At 38.7% G+C, this 22,589-nt stretch carries 21 protein-coding genes; 1 reads left to right on the top strand and 20 read right to left on the bottom strand.

The annotated features are described in order from the left end of the window. Positions 1-83 precede the first annotated feature (83 nt). On the top strand, positions 84-2,171 hold the full coding sequence (locus LKD20_RS00355; RefSeq protein WP_227720261.1) for a transglycosylase domain-containing protein: 2,088 nt from the start codon (positions 84-86) through the stop codon (positions 2,169-2,171). 185 nt (positions 2,172-2,356) lie between these two features. On the opposite strand, the gene LKD20_RS00350 is transcribed toward LKD20_RS00355, so the two are convergent. From LKD20_RS00350 to LKD20_RS00255, 20 genes are all read right to left on the bottom strand, one after another. Further along, positions 2,357-4,735, bottom strand: a complete 2,379-nt coding sequence (locus LKD20_RS00350; protein WP_227720259.1) for an endonuclease MutS2 — start codon at positions 4,733-4,735, stop codon at positions 2,357-2,359. A gap of 13 nt (positions 4,736-4,748) precedes the next feature. Beyond that, the gene (locus LKD20_RS00345; RefSeq protein ID WP_227720256.1) at positions 4,749-7,172 is read right to left on the bottom strand and encodes a U32 family peptidase; all 2,424 of its coding nucleotides are present in this window, start codon (positions 7,170-7,172) and stop codon (positions 4,749-4,751) included. Between the two features lie 88 nt (positions 7,173-7,260). After that, positions 7,261-9,705 (bottom strand): phenylalanine--tRNA ligase subunit beta, encoded by a 2,445-nt coding sequence (pheT, locus tag LKD20_RS00340; RefSeq protein ID WP_227720254.1) that lies wholly within the window; start codon positions 9,703-9,705, stop codon positions 7,261-7,263. A gap of 9 nt (positions 9,706-9,714) precedes the next feature. Then, complete coding sequence (gene pheS / locus LKD20_RS00335) at positions 9,715-10,737, bottom strand: phenylalanine--tRNA ligase subunit alpha (protein WP_227720247.1); 1,023 nt, start codon at positions 10,735-10,737, stop codon at positions 9,715-9,717. Positions 10,738-10,773: 36 nt separating this feature from the next. Beyond that, positions 10,774-11,238, bottom strand: coding sequence for a PaaI family thioesterase (locus LKD20_RS00330; RefSeq protein ID WP_227720245.1), 465 nt, complete (start codon positions 11,236-11,238; stop codon positions 10,774-10,776). 226 nt (positions 11,239-11,464) lie between these two features. Next, positions 11,465-12,676, bottom strand: coding sequence for an ABC transporter permease (locus LKD20_RS00325; protein WP_227720243.1), 1,212 nt, complete (start codon positions 12,674-12,676; stop codon positions 11,465-11,467). After that, on the bottom strand, positions 12,669-13,391 hold the full coding sequence (locus LKD20_RS00320; RefSeq protein ID WP_005386312.1) for an ABC transporter ATP-binding protein: 723 nt from the start codon (positions 13,389-13,391) through the stop codon (positions 12,669-12,671). Before LKD20_RS00320 ends, LKD20_RS00325 begins: the two co-directional genes overlap by 8 nt. Before the next feature lie 12 nt (positions 13,392-13,403). Further along, positions 13,404-14,486 carry an efflux RND transporter periplasmic adaptor subunit gene (locus LKD20_RS00315; protein WP_005386310.1) on the bottom strand — a complete coding sequence of 361 codons (1,083 nt, stop codon included), beginning with the start codon at positions 14,484-14,486 and terminating at the stop codon, positions 13,404-13,406. 167 nt (positions 14,487-14,653) lie between these two features. After that, on the bottom strand, positions 14,654-15,568 hold the full coding sequence (locus tag LKD20_RS00310) for an ATP-dependent 6-phosphofructokinase (RefSeq protein WP_255621108.1): 915 nt from the start codon (positions 15,566-15,568) through the stop codon (positions 14,654-14,656). Further along, positions 15,525-16,463: a shikimate kinase gene (locus LKD20_RS00305; RefSeq protein ID WP_227720233.1), complete on the bottom strand. Its 939-nt coding sequence runs from the start codon at positions 16,461-16,463 to the stop codon at positions 15,525-15,527. The genes LKD20_RS00310 and LKD20_RS00305 overlap by 44 nt, the downstream gene beginning before the upstream one ends. A 125-nt stretch (positions 16,464-16,588) precedes the next feature. Continuing rightward, complete coding sequence (locus LKD20_RS00300) at positions 16,589-17,017, bottom strand: hypothetical protein (protein WP_227720231.1); 429 nt, start codon at positions 17,015-17,017, stop codon at positions 16,589-16,591. Further along, positions 16,986-17,576, bottom strand: a complete 591-nt coding sequence (locus LKD20_RS00295) for a fimbrial assembly protein (RefSeq protein ID WP_227720229.1) — start codon at positions 17,574-17,576, stop codon at positions 16,986-16,988. The genes LKD20_RS00300 and LKD20_RS00295 overlap by 32 nt, the downstream gene beginning before the upstream one ends. Then, complete coding sequence (locus tag LKD20_RS00290; RefSeq protein ID WP_227720222.1) at positions 17,560-18,414, bottom strand: hypothetical protein; 855 nt, start codon at positions 18,412-18,414, stop codon at positions 17,560-17,562. Before LKD20_RS00290 ends, LKD20_RS00295 begins: the two co-directional genes overlap by 17 nt. A gap of 9 nt (positions 18,415-18,423) precedes the next feature. Beyond that, positions 18,424-18,831, bottom strand: coding sequence for a hypothetical protein (locus LKD20_RS00285; protein ID WP_227720220.1), 408 nt, complete (start codon positions 18,829-18,831; stop codon positions 18,424-18,426). Further along, a complete protein-coding gene (locus tag LKD20_RS00280; RefSeq protein ID WP_227720218.1) occupies positions 18,812-19,276 on the bottom strand; it encodes a hypothetical protein in 465 nt (154 codons plus the stop codon). Before LKD20_RS00280 ends, LKD20_RS00285 begins: the two co-directional genes overlap by 20 nt. A 107-nt stretch (positions 19,277-19,383) precedes the next feature. Further along, positions 19,384-19,740, bottom strand: a complete 357-nt coding sequence (locus LKD20_RS00275) for a hypothetical protein (RefSeq protein WP_227720216.1) — start codon at positions 19,738-19,740, stop codon at positions 19,384-19,386. Between the two features lie 7 nt (positions 19,741-19,747). Further along, positions 19,748-20,209 (bottom strand): hypothetical protein, encoded by a 462-nt coding sequence (locus tag LKD20_RS00270; RefSeq protein ID WP_227720214.1) that lies wholly within the window; start codon positions 20,207-20,209, stop codon positions 19,748-19,750. Next, positions 20,164-20,730, bottom strand: coding sequence for a prepilin peptidase (locus LKD20_RS00265; RefSeq protein WP_227720212.1), 567 nt, complete (start codon positions 20,728-20,730; stop codon positions 20,164-20,166). The genes LKD20_RS00270 and LKD20_RS00265 overlap by 46 nt, the downstream gene beginning before the upstream one ends. A gap of 183 nt (positions 20,731-20,913) precedes the next feature. Further along, a complete protein-coding gene (locus LKD20_RS00260) occupies positions 20,914-21,360 on the bottom strand; it encodes a competence type IV pilus major pilin ComGC (protein WP_227720210.1) in 447 nt (148 codons plus the stop codon). Positions 21,361-21,412: 52 nt separating this feature from the next. Then, positions 21,413-22,588, bottom strand: coding sequence for a type II secretion system F family protein (locus LKD20_RS00255; RefSeq protein WP_227720208.1), 1,176 nt, complete (start codon positions 22,586-22,588; stop codon positions 21,413-21,415). Between the last annotated feature and the right edge of the window lies 1 nt (position 22,589).

The following is a 22,589-nucleotide window of genomic DNA, read 5'->3' as shown; positions in this document are numbered from 1 at the left end:
TAAGCCATTTATGATATAATATTTATAACTGCGTAATAGAATTTACGTTATATTTACTAACAAAAGAAAAAAGAGGTGACTCTATGAGTAATAACTCAAATGCGAGAAGCAGCCGCCGTTCTAACGGTAGCGGCTCTACACCGAAGAAAACAAGTCCAAAGCGTCTATTTTGGATTTGTGCCCTTCTCCTTATACTCATCGTAGCCGGAGGTGGCTGTGGTTTCATTAGTGCCACACTATCTAACCTACCAGATGTATCCAATGTACGTCCTTCCGCATCGTCTCAAATTTACGATGTACACGGTAATCTCATCACAACGGTTCATTCCACAGAGAACAGATTACCAGTACCCTTAAAAGATGTACCAAAGGATTTACAAAATGCCTTTGTTGCTACTGAGGACTCTCGCTTCTATTCCCATCACGGTATCGACCCTGTTGGTATCTTGCGTGCTGTATGGGTTAACCTTGTTCATAGTGGCGTATCTGAAGGTGGTTCTACAATCACTCAACAGTTAGCGCGTAATGCATTCTTATCTCAAGACAGAACATTTAAACGTAAAATTTCTGAAGCATTGCTAGCACTTAAAATTGAACAACATTATACTAAGGATGAAATCCTTGAAATGTACATGAACCAAATTTACTTTGGCCAAGGTGCATACGGTGTACAATCTGCAGCTCATGTATACTTTGGTAAGGATGCTAGCCAATTAACGCTAGCTCAAGCAGCACTCATTGCAGGCTTACCACAAAGTCCTAACTACTACTCTCCATTCAATGATTTGGAAGCAAGTAAAAAACGTCAAGCAGTTGTATTAGGACAAATGGTAAAATACGGTTACATTACACAAGAGCAAGCCGATCAAGCGCGTCAAGCAGATTTAGGTTTAGTAGCAAAACAAGAACAAGCTCATGAAAAGTCTAATGCATCATACTTCATTAACTATGTTATTTCACAAGTTTCTGAAAAATATGGTGATGATGCAATCTATAAAGATGGTTTGAAAATTTATACTACTCTTGATATGGATGCACAAAATGCAGCTGTGGCGGCAATGCAAAACTTGCCTAATTACTATACTGATAGCAATGGTTTACATCAGCCACAAGGTGCCATTGTAGCTATGAACCCACATAATGGTTATATTGTTGCTATGGTCGGCGGTCGAGGTGATGACTCTTTTAACCGTGCATCACAAGCAGAACGACAACCTGGTTCTGCTATGAAACCATTTGTATACTTAGCAGCTATTCAAGCTGGTAAAACACCAGGTTCAATTGTTGATGACAGCCCTGTCGATTTTAATGGATGGCGTCCTCAAAACTATGAACGAAATTTCGAGGGTAATATTACTTATCGATATGCGTTACAACACTCACGTAACGTACCGGCCGTAAAAATTGCTGATGAAGTAGGCATGTCTAAGATTATTAAACTTGCCAAAGAAATGGGTATCACTACCCTTACAGATCAAGATAATAACTTGTCTACTGCACTTGGTGGTTTAACTCATGGTGTAACACCTCTTGAAATGGTTCAAGCTTATGGTGTACTTGCCAATGGTGGTGTCAAAGTTCAGCCTACAGCTATCATAAAAATTGTAGATCGTAATGGACAAGTTGTGGAAGAAAATTCCATCCAAGAAAAACGTGTCATTGAAGAAAAAGATGCTGCAATAATAACAGATATGCTAGAATCCGTAATTACTGGTGGTACTGGTGGTAACGCAGCTATTGGTAGACCTGCAGCCGGTAAAACAGGTACAACGGATGATGAAAAAGATGCTTGGTTCGTTGGTTATACACCTGATTTAGTTGCTGCTGTTTGGATTGGTGATGACTATGGTTCAGAAACATTAGGTATTACTGGTGGTTCTACTCCAGCAGTGATGTGGAGACAATTTATGGCAAATGCTCTTGCCAATACTCCTGCTTCTGACTTCTCCGTTCCTGCTAGTGCTCAATCAGCTGTCTCTGAAGGTTATTATAACCCTGTAAAAGCGCAGCCTAAAAAAGAAGCTGCTAAGGACGAAAAAGCAGACAAAAAAGACGATAAAGACAAGTCAAAAGATGAAGCTGTAAAAGATGACAGTGGCTCAAAAGATGATGCAACTGAACCAAAATCTAATTCATCGAAAAGTAAAAAGTCTAGTAAAAAAGATCGTTAATCTCATACGCTAAAGGAGTGGAACATGTGTTCCGCTCCTTTCTTTTACGTAAAAAAAGGTAGTAAGTTCAAAGAACTTACTACCTTTTCTATTTATATATATGTATATGGCTATACCCCATAAGCAATTCGATATACGATAATAATTTACTAGATTATATATAAATATATCACTATTGAGTAGCTTTATTTCAGAACTACATTCGTAGCCCCGGCACCACCTTCGTCATAGCCTGCCGTTTCAAAATGAGCTACATGCGGTAAGGTACGCAAATATTGATGTACACCTTCTCGTAATGCGCCAGTCCCCTTACCGTGAATAATGCGCACTTGATTAACACCACCAAGTAAAGCTTGGTCAATAAATCTACCAACAGAAACTGTCGCTTCATCTACCGTTTGTCCAAGAATATTGATTTCAGTACGAACCTCTTTTTGGCGTTGTACGGCAGAGCCACCCATACGTTTTCTAGTCTTAGGCATAGCTGCCTTTTGTTCCCGTGCAAGCTTATTTCCTTCTTCACGTGTAGTAGATTGTAATTCGCTAACCTTTACAGTAGCTGTTAGTCCATTAATATCTACATTCACACGATTGCCATTGATAGCTAATACGGTACCTAATGAGCGTAAAGATGTAACATATACTGCTTGGCCTACCTTAATAGCATCTGCAGTCAAAGATTTACGATCATCATCTACTGGAGATTCTGGTATATGTACATTAGAGATACCCTTACGTGCTGCATTAATAGCAGATTGACGCTTATCCTTATTTGTTTCAGAGAATTGTGCTTTCAATTGCTTGATAATCGCTTCCCCTTCGACGCGTAAGCTACGTTTCATAGATTCTGCATCAGCTTGAGCTTTGGCTAAGATTTGTTTACGTTTTTCGTTAAACTGTTTCTTTTCCTTCTCTAACTGGCCACGCATACGACGTATTTCATCAAGCTCTTTTTTTAAGGCTCTTTCACGTTCAGATGCCTTACGAAGTTGTTCATTCAAATCTGAAAGAACTTCTTCCATTTCATGGTTACCAAATTGAGACTTATATTCTGCCGCACGAGTTACGATATCTTTTGGCAAGCCTAGACGGGCCGCAATGCTCAATGCATGGCTACTACCAGCTACACCGATATGAAGTCGATATGTTGGTTTTAAGGTGCGCTCATCAAACTCTACATGGCCATTTTCAATACCTTCCGTATGGTATGCATAATTTTTAAGCTCATTATAATGAGTACTTACCATCATAAGAGCGCCCTTTTTACGGAAGAATTCAAGGATAGATACAGCAAGTGCACTACCTTCTTCTGGATCTGTACCAGAACCTAGCTCATCCAGCAACACCAAGTCATTGGGGCCACAATGTTTAATGATAGAAATAACTTGTGTCATATGGGCAGAGAACGTACTAAGGCTAGCCTCAATACTTTGTTCATCACCAATATCGGCAAAGATATTATGGAATATAGGCAACATTGATCCGTGATCTGCAGGGATAAATAGACCACATTGGTTCATTAAGCTCAATAACCCTAATGTTTTAAGGGATACTGTTTTACCACCTGTATTAGAACCAGTAATCAATAAAATACGGTACGATGTACCTAATTGAATATTTGTAGGCACTACCACATTCGGTGGGATTAATGGGTGCCGAGCTCTCATGAGATTGACAGTTCTATCAGTACTCAAGATGGCCGGTACACCCTTATAGGAAATAGCAAGGCTCGCCTTACCATATACAAATTCGATGTGGGATACCTTTTCACAAGCATCCATCAAATCATTACTATGTTGTTTTACAAGGGCAGACAATTCACGGTAAATGCGCAATACCTCTTGCTCTTCACCAATCAATGCCTCTTGTAATTCATTATTTAGATTCACCAAGCGCATCGGTTCAATATAGAGTGTTTGACCCGTTGCAGAACGGTCGTGAATAAGACCATCAAAATATTGGCGATATTCCTGTTTTACAGGGATTACATAGCGATTGTTACGCTGTGTAATGATTGCTTCTTGGAAATACTTCTGATTATCCTTGTCGTGTAAGATAGCTTGAATATCATTTTTAATCTTTTCACGAGTTTTAATAATCGTATTTCTAAGGCTCGCCAACTTAGGAGATGCAGTATCAAGCAATTCCCCTTTATCATCAAAGACCCGTTTAAAACGGTTTTCAATGCGATCTGTATTTGGCATATCCTGTACCCATAAGGACAGCAACGGATATTCCATATATTTCGTTTTAAAGAACTTTGTCATCCGCTTATAAGCACCAATGGTTAAGTAAATATCCCACAATGCTTCACGCGTAAGGATAAAGTCTTTACGACTCTTCTTACAGGACTCACGAATATCTCGCGTACCGCCTAACGGTTGTTCTACCTCAGTTTGCAAAGAACGCATGGCTTCTGCCGTTTCATCAAGGTTCTCTTGAATGGCTTTCGCATCTGTCATAGGTTCGATGTGCATAGCTAATTCTTTAGCAATGGTAGAACTACAATGTTGTTGTAATTGTTCTTTTATATGGTGAAAGTCTAATACATCTTCGTTAAACAATGTACTACCTCTTTTATAAAATACCTCTAAAATAGTGGCCCCTTGTAATAGGTGTATCATCTTTACCTACACTCTTAGGAGGAGCCTCTTTTGTTCCATTTTGAATGGATACATAATCTGCTACGATAGAATGCAAGCGATGTGGATCCATTTGACGTCCATCGATGCGCAAAATATGTAGCCCTTTTCGATGTAACTCTGGCACATAGGCACGCATGTCCATTTCATGACTGTTCATGATGTGCATACGGCAATACGGATCCGTACGCAATGGGAACACTTCCCCTTTACGGTCCTTTAATGCGTAATCTTCTGTTACGCACGGCATTGGACAGTTTTCTTTTTTACCAGTCCCTACAAAGCTAGCAATGGCACAGTATTCAGAAATCATCATTTCCGTATAACCATGAACCATAACCTCTAATGGCAAATGAGTAGATTTTTGTAAGCTTACGAGTTGCGTCAATGTTAACTCTAAAGAAGGTGCTACACTACTCATATGTAAGTCCTCCCATACTTGTAAGGAAGAGCCATTAAATATGTTAAGACCTGTATCGGCTTCAATAGCACCTGTATACCCTAAGTCACGAAGCCACAATAACGCTTGAGGAACGTGAATAGAAATGCTATCTGGTTTAGCCGCAACTATGACTTTAAGGGTATTCATATACGCCTTTACTTCATCATCTTTCACAACCCGAGGCGTAGCAAATACACAAAGCACATTATGGTCTTTACAAAGCTTAGCTACCTGCTCGTAGATGCTAAGTTCATAAGGCTTACGTTGTAAACGGTCACCACCGAAGATAATCTTCTTAGCGCCCCCTTCAATAGCTGCTTTCACAGCCTCTAGTTCATCAACGCGAGCACTCACCATAGGCTCAGCATATTGAATCTTAGCTTTAGCAACCATAGATGACATATCTTGAGGCTCTACAGCCAGCTCAGCCCAAGCCATTTCATGGTCTGTAATCAATAAGTTTTCTAGTGCTTCTACAGCATCGCGGCGCAATGCATTTAACACACTAGCTGGCCACATATAAGGTCCATCAGGAATAGACATAGAGCCAAGCGTAAACAATGTATTGCCTAATCTACCTACTTGGTCTGTAACCTTCTCTAATGTAGTCGGCTTATTATTCGCATAAACCGGTTCAAACTCATTAGATACTGTCACAGTACGCCCATCATTCAATACAAAGGTAAGGTCTGTGCAAGGTTGTTCTCGGTCTGTATTAATAGATAGATAACCATGTACCTCTAACTTCGCACTGAAATCTTGTAAGCCTCGTTGCTTTTGAGATTTTGGCGTAGATGCTAAAAATACTTGCCCCGCTGCAAACCCTTCATCAGGTTTGCCTACAAAATGCTTTTCATCCATTAAGGACCAATTTTGATCAATTTGATAATACGTAATACTACCAGAATCTTGCATTACCTTTAAAAGTGATCCTTTTTCAATCGGTTCTGTTAGGAATAAATGAACTTGTCCCTTTTTAACCTCTGCTTTACCAATTAATTTGCCTTGATTATTTGGAGCTACCACTGTCATCATAGATTTCCCTACATGGTCTGTTAAGTAATCTGTAGAGAAGCCACGATTAAATCCTGATGCCAATGCATCGGCATCAGCAGCATCCATATGAGCTGTATCTAAAATATGACGATAGGTCCCAATAACTTGGCGTACATAGGAAACCTTCTTCATACGCCCTTCTACCTTGAAGGATTTTACACCAGCTGCTACGAGCTCATTCATATGCTCACTATAGTTAAGATCTTTAGGACTCAATAAATAAGCTTCGTGTTTAGGTAATAAACTAGTACCCGATGAATCCAATAGTTCATAAGGCAAACGGCAAGGTTGTGCGCAGGCACCACGATTACCACTGCGACCACCGATAAAGGAACTCATCAAGCATTGACCAGAATAGCACACACATAAGGCACCATGTACAAAGACTTCGATTTCAGCTGTACAGTTTTTACAAATATGTTCAATTTCAGCAAGGCTCAATTCACGAGCCAATACAACACGGGTAAAACCGAGGCTTTCATAAAATCGAACTGCATCAAGTGTAGCTGCCGTCATTTGCGTACTACCGTGTAAATGCAATTTCGGGGCCACTCGTTGTGCCAATTTAGCAACTGCTAAGTCTTGAACGATAATAGCATCCACACCGATGCGCTCTAAGTCCTTTAAATACGCCTCGAGAGCCTTTAATTCGGAATCACCTATGAGGATATTTACCGTTACATATACGGACACATCTAGAATGTGGGCCAAACGAATAGCGTCGGCCAATTCTTCAATGCCAAAGTTCGCTGCATGAGCACGAGCATTAAAGCCTTTACCACCAAGATAAATAGCATCAGCCCCAGATTCTAAAGCGGCTATAAAGTTTTCCATCGTACCGGCAGGAGCCAATAATTCCATGGATAATCCTTTCTACCTAACTAAAGGTATAACTATAGTACTAAAAGGGTTTACCATATGGTAAACCCTTTCAATATACTGCTTGAGATTAACGTAATCTGCAGTTAATTTCTGCTAATGCATCGATAATAGCTTGAATGTTACCATCAATATCTTCATCATTCAACGTGCCTTCCATAGAGCGGAATTGCAAGTTGTATGCAAGACTGCGGTGACCAGCTTCGATATGTTCACCTTCGTAAACGTCAAAAATAGATGCACTTTCTAAATATTCGCCACCATGCTCTTTAATGATGGATAAAATTTCACCACTAGATACGGACACAGGTGCTACGATAGCAAGGTCACGGCTAGTACCTGGGAATTTACTGAAGGATGTATAACGGAATGCTGGAATCGTTAAGGATAATACGGCTTCCAAATCGATTTCAAACATATATACTTTGCCTGGTAAATCAAAGTTTTTGCTCACTTGTGGGTGTAATTCACCATATTGAGCAATCATTTTACCATCAACAACGTATTGAGCACTTACACCTGGATGGAAATATGGCTCAGTGCCACGATTGATTTCATAACTTGTAACGCCTAGTTCAGCTAACAACGCATCTACAATGCCTTTTACATCATAGAAATCTGTAGTGCGTTCTGCTTGATTCCAACCAGCTTGGTTTGCCTTGCCCATCAAGATACCGCAAGCCATAGGGCGTTCATGAGGTACTTCTGTTAAAGGCAATGCTTTTGGTTCATATACATTGGCTGTTTCAAATAACCAAAGATCCTTATTTTGTTGCGCAATATTGCGTTTAGCTGCTTCAATAACAGCTGGTACCAATGTAGTACGCATATAAGGGAACTCTTCAGAAATAGGGTTCAAGATTGGAATGGCAGTATAACGGCTATCCCCTTCAGGAAGCATCATGTTAGTAAGACCATCTTTATGCATGAAGCTAAATGTAATGATTTGAGTCATACCCAATTTAGCCAATGCATGAGTTACCTCTTTAGTAAGAGCCTTCTTAGGTGTCATGCCACCAGAGGATAATACGGCAACCGGAATTGTAGGCTTAATATTATCGTAGTTGTAAATACGAGCCACTTCTTCAGCGATATCAGGCATCACTGTTACGTCGCCACGCCATGTTGGAACGAGAGCAGACAATTTATCGCCATCTTCAGTTACAACGAACTCAAGGGCAGTCAAAATACGAACCATTTCGTCTTTTTCAATGTTTGTACCCAAGTAATCGTTAATTTGTTCTGCTGTGAAAGTAACTGTATGTTGCTCTACAGGATTTTTATATACATCGATAACGCCTACATCAACTTTACAAGAAGGGCAGATTTGTTGTAATAATTGAGCTGCTCTATCAATAGCATAGGCAGTGTATTTATGATTTACACCACGTTCAAAACGACCAGATGCTTCAGAACGCATGCCAAGAGCTTTAGCTGTACGGCGAATAGATGGACCATTGAATACGGCAGCCTCAAACAAAACGGTAGTCGTTTCATTTGTCACTTCACTATCAAAGCCACCCATGATACCTGCTACGCCTACTGGACGTTCTGCATCGGCAATGATAAGCATGGAGTCATTCAATTCACGTTCAGAACCATCAAGTGTAACAAGAACTTCACCATTTTTAGCGCGTCTTGCCACTAATTGATGACCTTTTACATGATCATAATCATAGGCATGCATAGGTTGACCAAGTTCTAACATAACGTAGTTTGTAACGTCTACTACATTATTGATAGGACGAATGCCACTGTTGCGTAAACGGTTTTGCATCCACAATGGAGATGGCTCAACCTTAACATCAGTTACTACGCGAGCAGTAAAACGAGTACAAAGATCATCCGCTTCGATGGATACAGATGCTTTCCCTTCAATGGACTCGCCATTTTCGTTAACCATAATAACAGGGAATAAAGCTTTTTGGTTTGTCATAATACCGAATTCACGGGATAAACCAACCATGGAGAAGCAATCTGCTCGGTTAGCAGTCAATTCAAATTCATACACTGTATCATTTAAGCCTAAAACGTCTTTTACATCAAGACCAATTGGTGTATTTTCAGGGAAAATATAAATGCCTTGAGCTTCTTCAGGCAATACTAAATCACTAGAAATGCCAAATTCTGCAACGGAGCAGAACATGCCTTCAGAAACTACACCGCGCAATTTACCTTTTTTAATCTCTGTGCCATCAGCTAAGCGAGATTTATGATACGCCACAGGCACGATTTGGCCTACTGCAACATTGGTAGCCGCTGTTACGATTTGTTTTGTAACAGGTTCACCTTCTTCTGTAAGGCATTCAACTTGGCATACTTGTAATTTATCTGCATCTGGATGCTTTGTAATCTCAACGATTTTACCAGTATAAATTTTCTTAATGCCATTATCCATAGCAATGACATCTTCTACAGGAATACCAGCTTGTGTTAATTCATCGGCCAATTCTTGAGCAGGACGATTCATATCCACAGGCACGTATTCGTTCATCCACTGTAAACTTGCTTTCATGAGTTCCTCCTAAAATTGTTCCAAGAATCGTACATCATCTTCAAAGAATAGACGTAAATCGTTAATGCCGTATAAAAGCATAGCAATACGTTCTACGCCCATGCCAAAGGCAAAGCCTTTAACCTTTTCAGGATCGTACCCATTAATGCGCAATACATCTGGATGAACCATACCGCAACCCAAAATTTCAAGCCAACCTGTATGAGAGCATACACGGCAACCTTCGCCACCACACATTACACAGGAAATGTCTACCTCTGCAGATGGTTCTGTGAATGGGAAGAAGCTTGTGCGGAAACGTACCTTTGTTTCATCACCATACATGTGACGTAAGAAGGACTCTAATGTACCTTTCAAATCAGCAAATGTAATATGTTCGTCGATGATGAGACCTTCCACTTGATGGAATACTGGGGAGTGTGTCGCATCATAGTCCCAACGGTAAACCTTACCAGGCGCAATCATGCGGATTGGACTATTAGGTTCATGACGTTGCATTGTACGAGCTTGTACTGGAGATGTATGGGTACGCAATAAGAAGTTTTCTGTAATATAGAAGGAATCTTGCATATCACGTGCAGGATGATCTTTAGGCAGGTTTAAACATTCAAAGTTAAAGTAATCCTGTTCGATTTCTGGACCTTCTTCAACGGTATAGCCCATTTTCATAAAGAAGTCTTCAATCATTTCATTAACCTTTGTCAATGGATGGATATGACCAGATTTTACTGCACGACCTGGCAATGTAATATCGATTCGTTCTTGTTCTAAACGAGCATTTAACTCTTCTGTTTCCATACGAGTTTTTACTGCCTCAAGTTCAGACTCTAATGCTTCACGAACCGCATTAACAAGAGCACCAGCCTTAGGGCGTTCTTCAGGAGATAATTTACCAAGACCTTTTAGTAATGCTGTTACCTCACCTTTTTTACCTAGATATTTTACACGTATATCTTGCAACGCTTGTTGATCAGCAGCGCCTTTGATGGCCTCAAGGGCTTCTGCCTTAAGACGTTGTAATTCTTGTTCCATTAAAGCATCCTCCTATATTTAAAAGTCTAAACTATATTATACCAAATCAGGGTTGTCTTCTTCAATAAAACGCCATGGTAATTCAGGTAATGGCTTCTCTTCTAATACAAAAAATGTACCACGTGCTAAATGAACTAGTTCACCTAATTCATTATAAATACGAGCTGTGGCAACCATGGTTGTTTTCCCACTATGTTCTACATTGGCTACACCACGCAATACAGTACCGCCTTTAACAGCTTTCACATAGTTACCATTAAGATCAATAGTGCTCACAGATTTGCCCAATGTAAAACAAGCTGTTCCCATTACACTATCTGCTAAACCAATACAAACAGCGCCATGCAAGTCCCCTCTAAAATTACAGTACTCTGTATCATTTGTTTGCAAGGTCATTTCCGCATGACCGGGTTCAACAGCAGTAATTTCAGAATCTTTTACCCAAGAAAATGGATTTTGATCTCGTAATTCGTTGAAATATTCTAACAATGTTGTAGCCATAAGATTCTCCATTCAATATACTGACACATAGATTAACTAAACTTAATCCCCTTTTATATCAAAATGCTTGCATGAAATGATTTAGAGAGTTCTTGCCAAAAACCTCAATACAAACATAAAAATGGTGCGTTACATCATACATATTGTATCATGCAACGCACCATATGCGAATAACTCTATCTAATTATGTAGTATGTTCTTAAGAAAACGCATCTACAACTAAGGATTATTCATAATGTAATGCATCAATTGGATTAAGTTTAGCAGCTTTACGAGCTGGATAAATACCAAAAATCAAACCTATTGCCATAGAGAAGGCAAAGGACATTACAATCGTTGGTATAGATATAACCGTACTCATGCCCGAAGCCATGCCAATCAGCTTAGATGAGCCTATGCCGAGTATAATCCCTATAATGCCCCCCATCAAACTAATAACAACAGCTTCGATAAGGAATTGTGTAACGATAACACTATAAGTAGCGCCCAGCGCTTTACGTACCCCAATCTCTCTTGTCCGTTCAGTTACGGATACGAGCATAATATTCATAATGCCAATACCACCGACCACAAGAGAAATAGCTGCTACAGCACCTAAGAATAATGTTAACGTACCTGTAGTTTCCTCCATAGTTTCCATGATAGAGTTCATGTTTTGGATATTGAAATCATCAAGGTTTGTATCTTTAATACCATGTCGTACACGCAATAGGTTTTCAATATCGGATTGTAAACGATCGATACCGTTTTCATCCTTACCTACTACATAAATCATCCGGAGATAATCAACACCTTCTACCCGTTCCATAGCTGTAGTATATGGAATAATTACCATATCATCTTGGTCATTACCCATAGCACCACTGCCCTTACTATTAAGAACACCAATGATACGGAATGGAATATTTTTGACACGAATTTCAGCACCTACTGGATCTTCATCACCAAATAGATTCTTAACAACTGTTTTACCTACGACTGCAACGCGTTCACGATTCTGTACATTCTTTTCAGACAAGAATCGACCAGATTTCATAGACCAATTGTTTACATCTAAATAGTTATAGCTAACACCAGATACTGAAGTAGTCCAGTTCTTATTTTGATAAATCACTACATACGAGCCATTTGTCATAGGACTAGCCGCTTTAACACCATCTAACTTTGAAATAGCTTCATAGTCAGAAACCTTTAAAGACTTCATAGATCCTGCAGAAGGTCGAACCCCCGGTGTACGAGGTGCACCAGGCATAACCATCAATAGGTTAGAACCTAAACTAGAAATAGAATTTTGGATATCTTGCTTTACACCATTACCAATAGATACCAAGGCAATTACGGCAGCTACACCGATAATGATGCCTAACATGGTCAAAATGGATCGCATTTTATTAGCAATGAGGGATGCCCATGCCATCAAGAAACTCTCTTTATACATGTGGCACCTCCTGTACAGGCGTCATATTTAGATTTTGGGAATCCTCTACAATTAAACCATCACGCAATACTACATTGCGACTTGCATAGGTTGCAATTTCTGGTTCATGAGTAACAAGGATTATTGTTCGCCCTTCATCGTAAAGGCCTCTAAAAATATTCATAACATCGATAGTCGACTTGGAGTCAAGGTTACCTGTCGGTTCATCGGCCATTATGATAGCAGGGTTATTAGCCAGTGCACGAGCAATGGCAACACGTTGACGCTGACCGCCAGACAACTCAGATGGCAAGTGATCCATACGGTCACCAAGACCAACAGAAGATAATAGTGCAGCAGCTCGTTCATTACGTGATTTTTTATCCATCCCTGCATAAATCATAGGGAGCGCTACATTTTCTAAGGCTGTTAATTTTGTTAATAAGTTGAAACTTTGGAATACAAAGCCTATTTGTTTATTTCGCACAAAGGCCAATTCATCATCGGATAAAGTAGCTACCTCATCGCCATTAAGGCGGTATGAACCTGTCGTTGGTCTGTCTAAACAGCCAAGAATGTTCATAAAGGTAGACTTACCAGAACCGGAAGGACCCATAATAGATACGAATTCGCCTTTATTGACCTGTAAATCAATACCATGTAAAACAGGCACCGATAATTTACCATTTACATAGGTCTTTGTAATCCCTTGTATATCGATTACTGCTTGATTCATATTCACCTACTATTAGAATGGTCCACGGTTATTATTCTTAGGTGCCGTTACATCACCGCTTACGATGATTTCATCACCTTCAGATAAACCTTTTAAAATTTGTACATTAGTATCCCCAGTTACACCTGTAGAAACAGCTGTACGTACTGGTTGACCATCTTTAATAACATATACGTATTCACCTTGCTTATCTGTACGCACTGCCGTAAGAGGTACTACTAATGTATTTTTAATATCTTCACCAAAGATGGTTGCACGAGCCGTCATAGATGGTAAGAAGTTGTTGGAAATATTTTCAGGAATTTGAACCTTTACAGTATAGTAAACAACACTGTTGCTTGTAGCACCCATGTTACCTTTTGTACCCTTTGCGATTTCAGACACGTAGCCTGTGAAAGTTTCACCTGGTTTAGAGTCTACAGTAAATTCTACTTTAGCACCTTGTTTGATACTACCAATATCTGTTTCATCTACAGTTAAGTAAATTTCTAAGTCACTTAAATCTGCAATAGTAGCGATAATCATTTGTGTAGAAATACCAGTACTGATAGTTTGACCAGCTTTCAATGGTGTGCCTATAACAGTGCCAGACATTGGTGCTGTAATTGTAGCATCGCTTAAATCTGCTGCTGCCCGGTCATACGTAGATTTTGCACGTTCATAAGATGTTACAGAATCATCATAGGTTTGTTGAGCGATAGCATTTTGGTCTGCTAATGCTTTATAACGATTCATATCAAGTTCTGCCTTAGCTAATGCAGCTCGTGCATCATCTGCAGAGGCTTGTAATTGACGTGTATCAATATAAGCGATAACTTGACCAGCCGTAACTTGATCATTTTCTTTTACTAAGACTTTTTCAAGCTTACCAGCCACATTCGTAGAAACGTCTACATAATTTACAGGGTTAATAGTACCAGTTGCACTAATACTAGTTTTTACATCACCCTTTTCTACCTTACCAGTTGTATATAAGTTTTGTGTTTGCTTAGAACCTTCGCTATGCATGTAGTAGTATGTACCACCACCCAAAACACAAAGAACAACAGCACCTGCAATAATGCGTTTACGATGCTTTTGCAAAAATTCTTTCATTATAATCTCCTTATATTAAAACGAAGATATTGGCACAACATGTATCGTTCCTAACAATACTATTAGTAATTTTAAATTATACAGTACCAATTACTTTTATGCAATATAATTTCATTCATGAATAAATGATGATAAAAGAAAATGACCCTTACGGGTCATTAATAGTTTTAACTGCTTAGTATGGATAATAGTGTATAGTCCTTCTCATTAATAGGAAAGTCTAAAAGTTCAGCTTCTTGATAAGAAATCGGACGAATATGACCATCTATATAGCCCAATAATCGATTATCTGTACCATTCATTAATAAATCAATACAAGTTTCACTCATACGAGCCGCTAAAATAGCGTCAAATGCTGAGGGACCGCCACCGCGTTGTAAATATCCCAATACGGTCAAACTCGGATCAAATTCCGTATGTTTCTTAATATAGGATTTTACTTCTCCACTATTGTAAGCACCCTCAGCAACGAGTATCACACTATATTCTTTACCACGTATCTGTGTTTCCTTTAAATGACGACATACCTCATGTAAAGGCATAGGGTTTTCAGGAACGAGTACAATTTCTGCACCACAGGCAAGACCCGCTTTAAGCGCAATATGACCTGATTTACGTCCCATCACCTCTACAATGGCGACTCGTTCATGGGAGTTAGATGTATCACGAATTCTACCAACCGCATCAACCACAGTATTCAGAGCCGTATCAAAGCCTATAGTATATTGAGTACCACCCATATCATTATCTATGGTGCATGGAATTGTCATTGTAGACATGCCAAGCTCAGCTAAACTTGTAGCACCTCTCATAGAGCCATCTCCACCGATAACAATAAGGTGATTAATACCATGGGCTTTCAAAATATCATAAGCTTTACGCTGAATATCTTCATTTTGAAACTCTGGAAAACGCGCTGTTTTTAGCATCGTACCACCTTGGGTAATAATGCCACCCACAGAACGGTTTGATAAAGGAATGAACTGCTCCTCCATAATACCTAAATAGCCACGTTCAATACCAAAAACTTCAAACCCTTCATGTATTGCTTTTCGAGTTAGCGCTCTGATGGCGGAGTTCATTCCAGGTGCGTCTCCGCCGCTTGTTAGTATTGCGATTCTTCTCATATCCGCTACCCCCTTGTGGTGTACGTTGTTTGGATATAGATTCTGACTTTCGTCCTTTACCCGCCTGATTAGACGTCTTATGTTTACGCCGTTTATCATTGCCCAATTTATGAGATCCTACCCGGTTGGAATGTTCTTTATTAACGACTATTTTAGTACCTACTGTATCATTAGAAATCGTCGTATTAGGATTATTAAAACGTTCCGATTTAGATAATCTATGATTATCTTTTGTATTTCTTAGAGAATTATTAAGTTGTAATTCTTGAGATGACGATTTTACATCTCTAGTATCCGTATCATTGGGTTGACGTCTTGCTTTAAATTGAACATCTGAGGTAACTAATTCATCCTCAATACGTTGCATAAAATCATAGGTCCGACCATTTGTTGTATCTAGTACAAAATCACACTGCTTATACACCGGTTTCCAGGATTGTATCATAGCGTGTACAAAGGCATGAACATTGTTATAATCCATGGTTGGCCGTTTCCCAATACGGCGATTCACACGACTGACAATGCGAAATTGTGCAGCTCGGATACCAATGATATAAGAATATTTCTTCAATACCTTTAATGTGCGATGTTCAATGGGGAAATTACCACCTACGGAGATGACTGCTTCGTGATATAAGCAAACCTTTTTCAGTACATCCATTTCTGCACGTCGAAATGCTTTTTCCCCAATTTTCTTGAATATTTCAGCAATAGGCAACCCAAAACGACCTTCTAATACGCGATCGGTATCTACAAATTGCCATCCCTTGCGTTCTGCAAGATTACGACCGAAATGGCTCTTGCCACTCCCCATAGAACCGATGAGCATAATATTTCGTTTTATTATCATCTATTATGCGCCCCTTATTATTTCATATCCTTCATTGTACTATAAAATGCAACAAAAACAAAGACAGACTATAGAATAACAATCTATAATCTGTCTCTATTAATATTACTATATAAGAATATATATTAAGGCCTCATAGTCGGTTTTACTGCACAATGTACATACACTACATTGCCTTTCCGTTCTATGTCCTCAATTTCTATACGGCGTGAAGGGTCTTTTGCTTCAACAGTATTAATCCAGTTGATAAGGCGTTCTGTACTTCCTAATAAATTTAATTCTAATACACCTTCATGCTCATCAGTACTAACAATCATTAATGGTTCTCCTTGCAAAGACTCAAAAATACTAGTATTAGAACTCGTGTTCGATAGCTTATTTTCTGTAAAAGATGCTAGTAATTTTGCTTCCTTAGATACAATATAATCTGACTTAGCCTGCATTTGGATAACATAGTTTTCTTGTCGTTCTTTCAAATGAGTTGCTTTGTGATCTAAGCTAATATACCCATATAGTGAAATACTAATTATGATGCCCCACATTAGTATGGTCATTACTATCTTCTCTACTGGATGTGTTGTGCTCTCCTTTAGATCCTTCCATATGGAATGTATATATACCTTGATCTGCTTTAACTGTTCCATGACAATCCATTCCAATTAACCTTTGTTGAAGACTAGCTATAAATTTACGGCATGCTTCATCACTATGGCCTACACCATCTACACTAATATGTTCATCCTTTATGTTAAGGTGTTGTAAACTAATTCCTCGTTCCATAGCTATATCAAGAACATATAAAACAATAGTATTTTGAAAAATAGTTTCTTTATTTTTTCCAGAACTATTCTTAAGTATTTTATTTTTAACTGATGCTATATCCTCATACTGTTTTCCAATTGATTGATACTGCGAATTTTCCAATAGCGTCAATAGTTCTGCCTTTTCAGCCTTATACTGTTCATAACCAGACCAACACAAACCTATAGCTATTAATCCTACAATTCCGTATACAATACACATACCATATAGATAATAACGATATCTGTACCATACACTATGCCAACGTAACGAACGAGGCATTAGATTAATATATCTACCATCCCAAGCCAATCCATTTAAGCCCCCTTGCGGCCATACCAATGGCCATATCCCAATCTAATTGTCCTTGTTTACATCGATTGCGACCACGCCCTAAGAATAATAATGGAATATACTCTGTTTCTCCATATATAGAAATAATGGCTTCCATATCCTTTTGTTCCTCATCGGTTAATCGCTCTAATCCGTACAGCTTAATTCCTTGTATTTCATCTACACCAAATTCTTGCAACCTTGCTTCTAGCACCTCCATAGCTTCTGATACATCACTGCTACTAATAGGGACAATCCGTTCTTGAATACATATATCATTCCACCATAGCCATAAATGTAGATGGTCCGTCTCAACGACACCTGTTACTGTCCCACTACGTCGCATCAAACTGTAACAAATAGGAATAGGCCAGAAATCGATTACATCCACCGGTGCATAGGTGTCTCGTATACCTTGTTTTAAAAGTTCTAATGAATGACGCTCTACGGCAACCATAAACATATGGTAATTATGCCTTGGATATTCCCGACGACATGCATCCATTTGGAAACTGTCGCCATCAAAGGTAAAGTAATCCTCTACATTCCATTTGATGAACTCCTTCATATCAAAATCGTGAGGATCATAAGGTGCTACATGCATTTGTGTATCGATATTAGCTACAATGCTGTAAGCTCCATCATCTAAATCATACATTTCTATAAATTTTCTAACATCCTCATCAATAGATGCACTGCGTTTCATTTCCAATGCATCAGTAATGACCATCGTTTTATTTTCTACATGAGCTGTCACACATACAATACGTTCATCTGTAATACATACACCAGTATGTATTTTCTTTTTCCGTTTCATAGATTCACCTCAATATGGTTTTATCTTCATAACATGCATAGTATGATCTGTATCTACTGCCACATACATATGTACACGACTTACTATTTCCTGATGTTTCAATTTTCCATAACTCATAACGTGACGAGGATTCTCACGGGATGGATCGGCCTCAATAGTAATTTCCACATCCGCATCATCAGCTACAATTAGCTTTCCTTGAAAGTCCCATGTATTACCGGCCTTACAGTAGCCTACAAACCAATGTGCTCCACTTTGCGCTGCATAATGAGCCTCTTCTAAATGCAATTCATCTACTGCATTACTTTCACAAATTTGACCAATACGCAATCCCATAAAGGCTAATACTAATAAAAAGGACATTGTAAATATGGCTACATATGTAATAAACCCAGCATTATGGGCTCCCATGTTCATGACTTGTTTCCTCATTATCTTTATACCAATCATATATACTACTTTGACCTATGGCGACTTCATATATAGCTAAGCCTCCATATCCAGCAGTATATTGTTTATCACCAGTAAATCGATTCGTTATGTACCAACGCATATGGACTACTCCGCTCTCATTCATACTAAATGGATGTTCTTGTGTGTACCCAACATTTCGTTTATCCTTTGTGCCGATAATACGGCTGCCGCTAACAGGTTGTAAGCTGCCATCTGTAAGCTTCCTATACAAAGCATGGCGTTGTAATGTTAGTTTAGTACGCTTAGTGTCGTGAATATATAAGGTCCTATTGCGATCCTCTACCGTTATCTGTACAGGATTCCATATGATTTGAGCCACCACCATGCGCCGCGTATAACGACCATCCTCCATCATGGCTACGCTATCAACTAATTTTGCATTCCACATAACCCCATAAAAAACTATGCCTAACAATAAGGTTAAAACGATGGTCGAAATAGTTATACTGATGAGGGTTGAATACAAAATAAAACCTCTTTGTGTATCATGAGTTCTCACCGTATTTCCTCCAAGTCGAGAGATAAGGTATACACAACAGATTCATTATCTATGGCCTGCACAGTTAATCGTTGTAGGACAATACCATTTTCTACGATAGGCTCTACATGTGTTTTATAAGTAATAGATTCACTGGGACTCATAATAAATTGAGAGTTATGTATACCATCTTGAATATGACCCGTTTGATAATACATAGACTTACTTTCCTCTACATATGTTATGGTGTCTTGTAATATATGATCCCAATAGTAAGCCTTATAGATTGTTAAGGTAGCCATCCAAAATACAGATAATATAACAGGCAAGATAAACATAATAATAGCTGTTGATACTAAGGCATCTCCATACATAAAGCCCTTAATGGACTTCTTCCCATCGAATACGTCCCGTCTGTACAGATATCCATATACGATTTCTCTCACCACTTTCTCGATCTCGTAAAATAAGTTCCGTTCCATCATAAGGTAATCCTAGAGAAGAAAAAGAGATAACCGTTAAGGGTTGTACATTTTCAATCCCTACAGGTAAGGATATATTAACTGTATGATGATGAGCATCCTCCTCTAAGGTATAGCTATCTTTATTTAATATGAATAACATACGCCCTTTTCCATTAGACTTATGCCCTAGCATAGACCAAAGTTGAACCTTTTTTAACATATATACTACTTCTTGAGTACTTCCATTTAGAGTGTAACGGCTAGGCGTTGTTACAATGGGCAAAGACATAGAAATAAGAAGTAAAAATAAACTAATCGCAATAATCCACTCAGCTAACAAAGAGCCGTATTGATGATGTACAGGTTGTGCCTTAACCATTGGTACAACACCTCCATATAGGATCCGCCATGTAAGGCACACCAACCACCAAAGCATAGAAAGGGACCAAATGGAATGTATCGATTACGATAGCTTGTTAGTAAGAGATAGAGAGAACCAACACAAAAGGCTACGTAAAAGAAGCATACAATCTCCCAGGGCGTAAGCCACATGGCAATAGCAGAAAACCATTTCACATCGCCTAGTCCAAAACCTTTATAACTCATAAGACGAAGTCCATATGTAATAGCACCTACACTCATAACACTTATAATCGTTATAAGCATAGACTTATCATTTATAAAGCTATACACTATACCACCTAAAACAAGCACTAACGCCCCTTCATCAGGCAATATATAGTAATGCATATCGATGGTAGCACCTGCTATGATGATGAGTGAAAATACAGCATACAAAGCAACGTGAATAAAGGATATTGCTCGTGATGAAATTATAATAGGCAATACTATAGATGCTATATACACGATCAGTGCTATAACATAATGTGTCCCTTTCATACCTTGTCCTTCCATAAAATCAACTGTACATATGTAACTATAACTATTTATATAACTACATAATGTAAATACAAATAAAAATCTACATTCCAATCATCAATCCATGCACATTAACTATTAAGACTTAAATATTAAGTATTAAGTATTAAATATTAAGTACTAAATACTGGATAGCGCTTACGTTTAAGGTGCATCAGGAGCTTTAACTACAACTGCCTTCGCAGTACCACCATTAACCGCTTCATAAGTAATGGTATATTCCTTATCCTTTGCAGTTTTAACATGTTCTGTAAGATAACCTTCTTTATATAGGTTTTCTACAGTTGGCGGTGTATCTACATTCTTGTCAATCATATAGAGCTGTGTTGCATTTTTAATAATTTGAATATCTGCTGTTTCCTTCGCAGTTCGCGCTCGATCAGCGGCAGATAGAAATTGTGGCATCGCAATAGCTGCTAATATAGCGATAACAGCCACAACAACCATCAATTCTACAAGGGTAAATCCACCGTTTCTCGATTTTTTAAGGTTTTCTCGAACATGATTAATATGTAGATGGTCTACAATCCATTGACCACATATTTCTAATCTATGGTTCAATCCATTAACTAGGTGCATAACAGAACTCATAATATCCTCCTTTTATCATTATTAATTCTGTAAAATAGCTTGATAACAATGCCTACTGCCCTCCCAATTTAGCAATAGACGTAAACAACGGATACATAACAGACACAACCAATACGGCTACACCAATCCCCATCAAGGTCAGTAATATCGGTTCTAATAGTCTCTCAAGACGGGCAATATATTTTGAAAGTATAGATTCATAATAATGTCCACAATGCTCTAACATCTTTACAAGTTCCCCACTTTCTTCTCCAATAGAGATCATTTGCCAGATAAAGGAATTTCCAATACTCTCAGTTCTCAGGCTCTCTTCAAAAGAATGGCCTGATAATAATTTTGCCTCTACCTTTTCACTACATTCGGCACCATACATATTGCCCCATAAAGGTCTTGTAATATTCATAGTGTGAATAATAGAAATTCCAGAATCTAACAAAAGCGCCCAAACTTTTAGCATACTTGTATAGTAAATGCAGGTCATCCATTGGTATTGGTGAGCCAACTGCCAAAGCCAACGATGTACTTTGCGTTTTATACTATGTTCATGATATGCAAAGACCATAGCCCCTAGGACTACACAATGCAGAATAACAACCCCTAAGGGATGATTCTTTAGCCCTTGTCCTAATGCAAAGAGGGCTCGCGTCATCACTGGTAATGTAATATGCATGGTAGTAAAAACCTTTTCAAAGGATGGAATAATAAACAAGATGGTAACAAGAAAAAAGATATTCATTAATACAAGTAAAAATAATGGATAGGAAATAGCACTGATAACCTTTTGCCGCAGCTGTCGCTCCCAATCATAGTGACGTGATATATATTGCAAGCTTTCTCCTAATGTACCTGCAGCCTCTCCACTTTCCAATAAAGCCAGTGCAATGGCAGGACAACCTTCACTCCGCAATGCTTGAGACAACGTTTGACCACGCTCAATCGATTCATATAAGGCTGTATACAAAAGGCCTCTCTTTCCATGACATAATAACTGTAATGCTCGTCGTAAAGGCACGCCAGATTCGATGAGTAGTCCTAATTGATAGGTTACATCTACCACCATAGTATGATTCCACTTATGTTTCTTCTTATTTACTTGTAAAGTGATTTTATAAATCTTATAGCCATCTCGTTTTAACCGTGTGCCAACCTCCTGTTCTGAATCCGCCCATATTAAACCTTTTATCGTTTCGTTATTCTCATCTTTTACGACATATTCATAAGCCTCCATA

Source organism: Veillonella fallax (assembly GCF_020687175.1).
In the GTDB taxonomy this organism is placed as follows: Bacteria; Bacillota; Negativicutes; order Veillonellales; family Veillonellaceae; genus Veillonella; species Veillonella fallax.
Note: the sequence above shows the minus strand (reverse complement) of the source record. Positions and strands in the feature narration are given on the sequence as shown.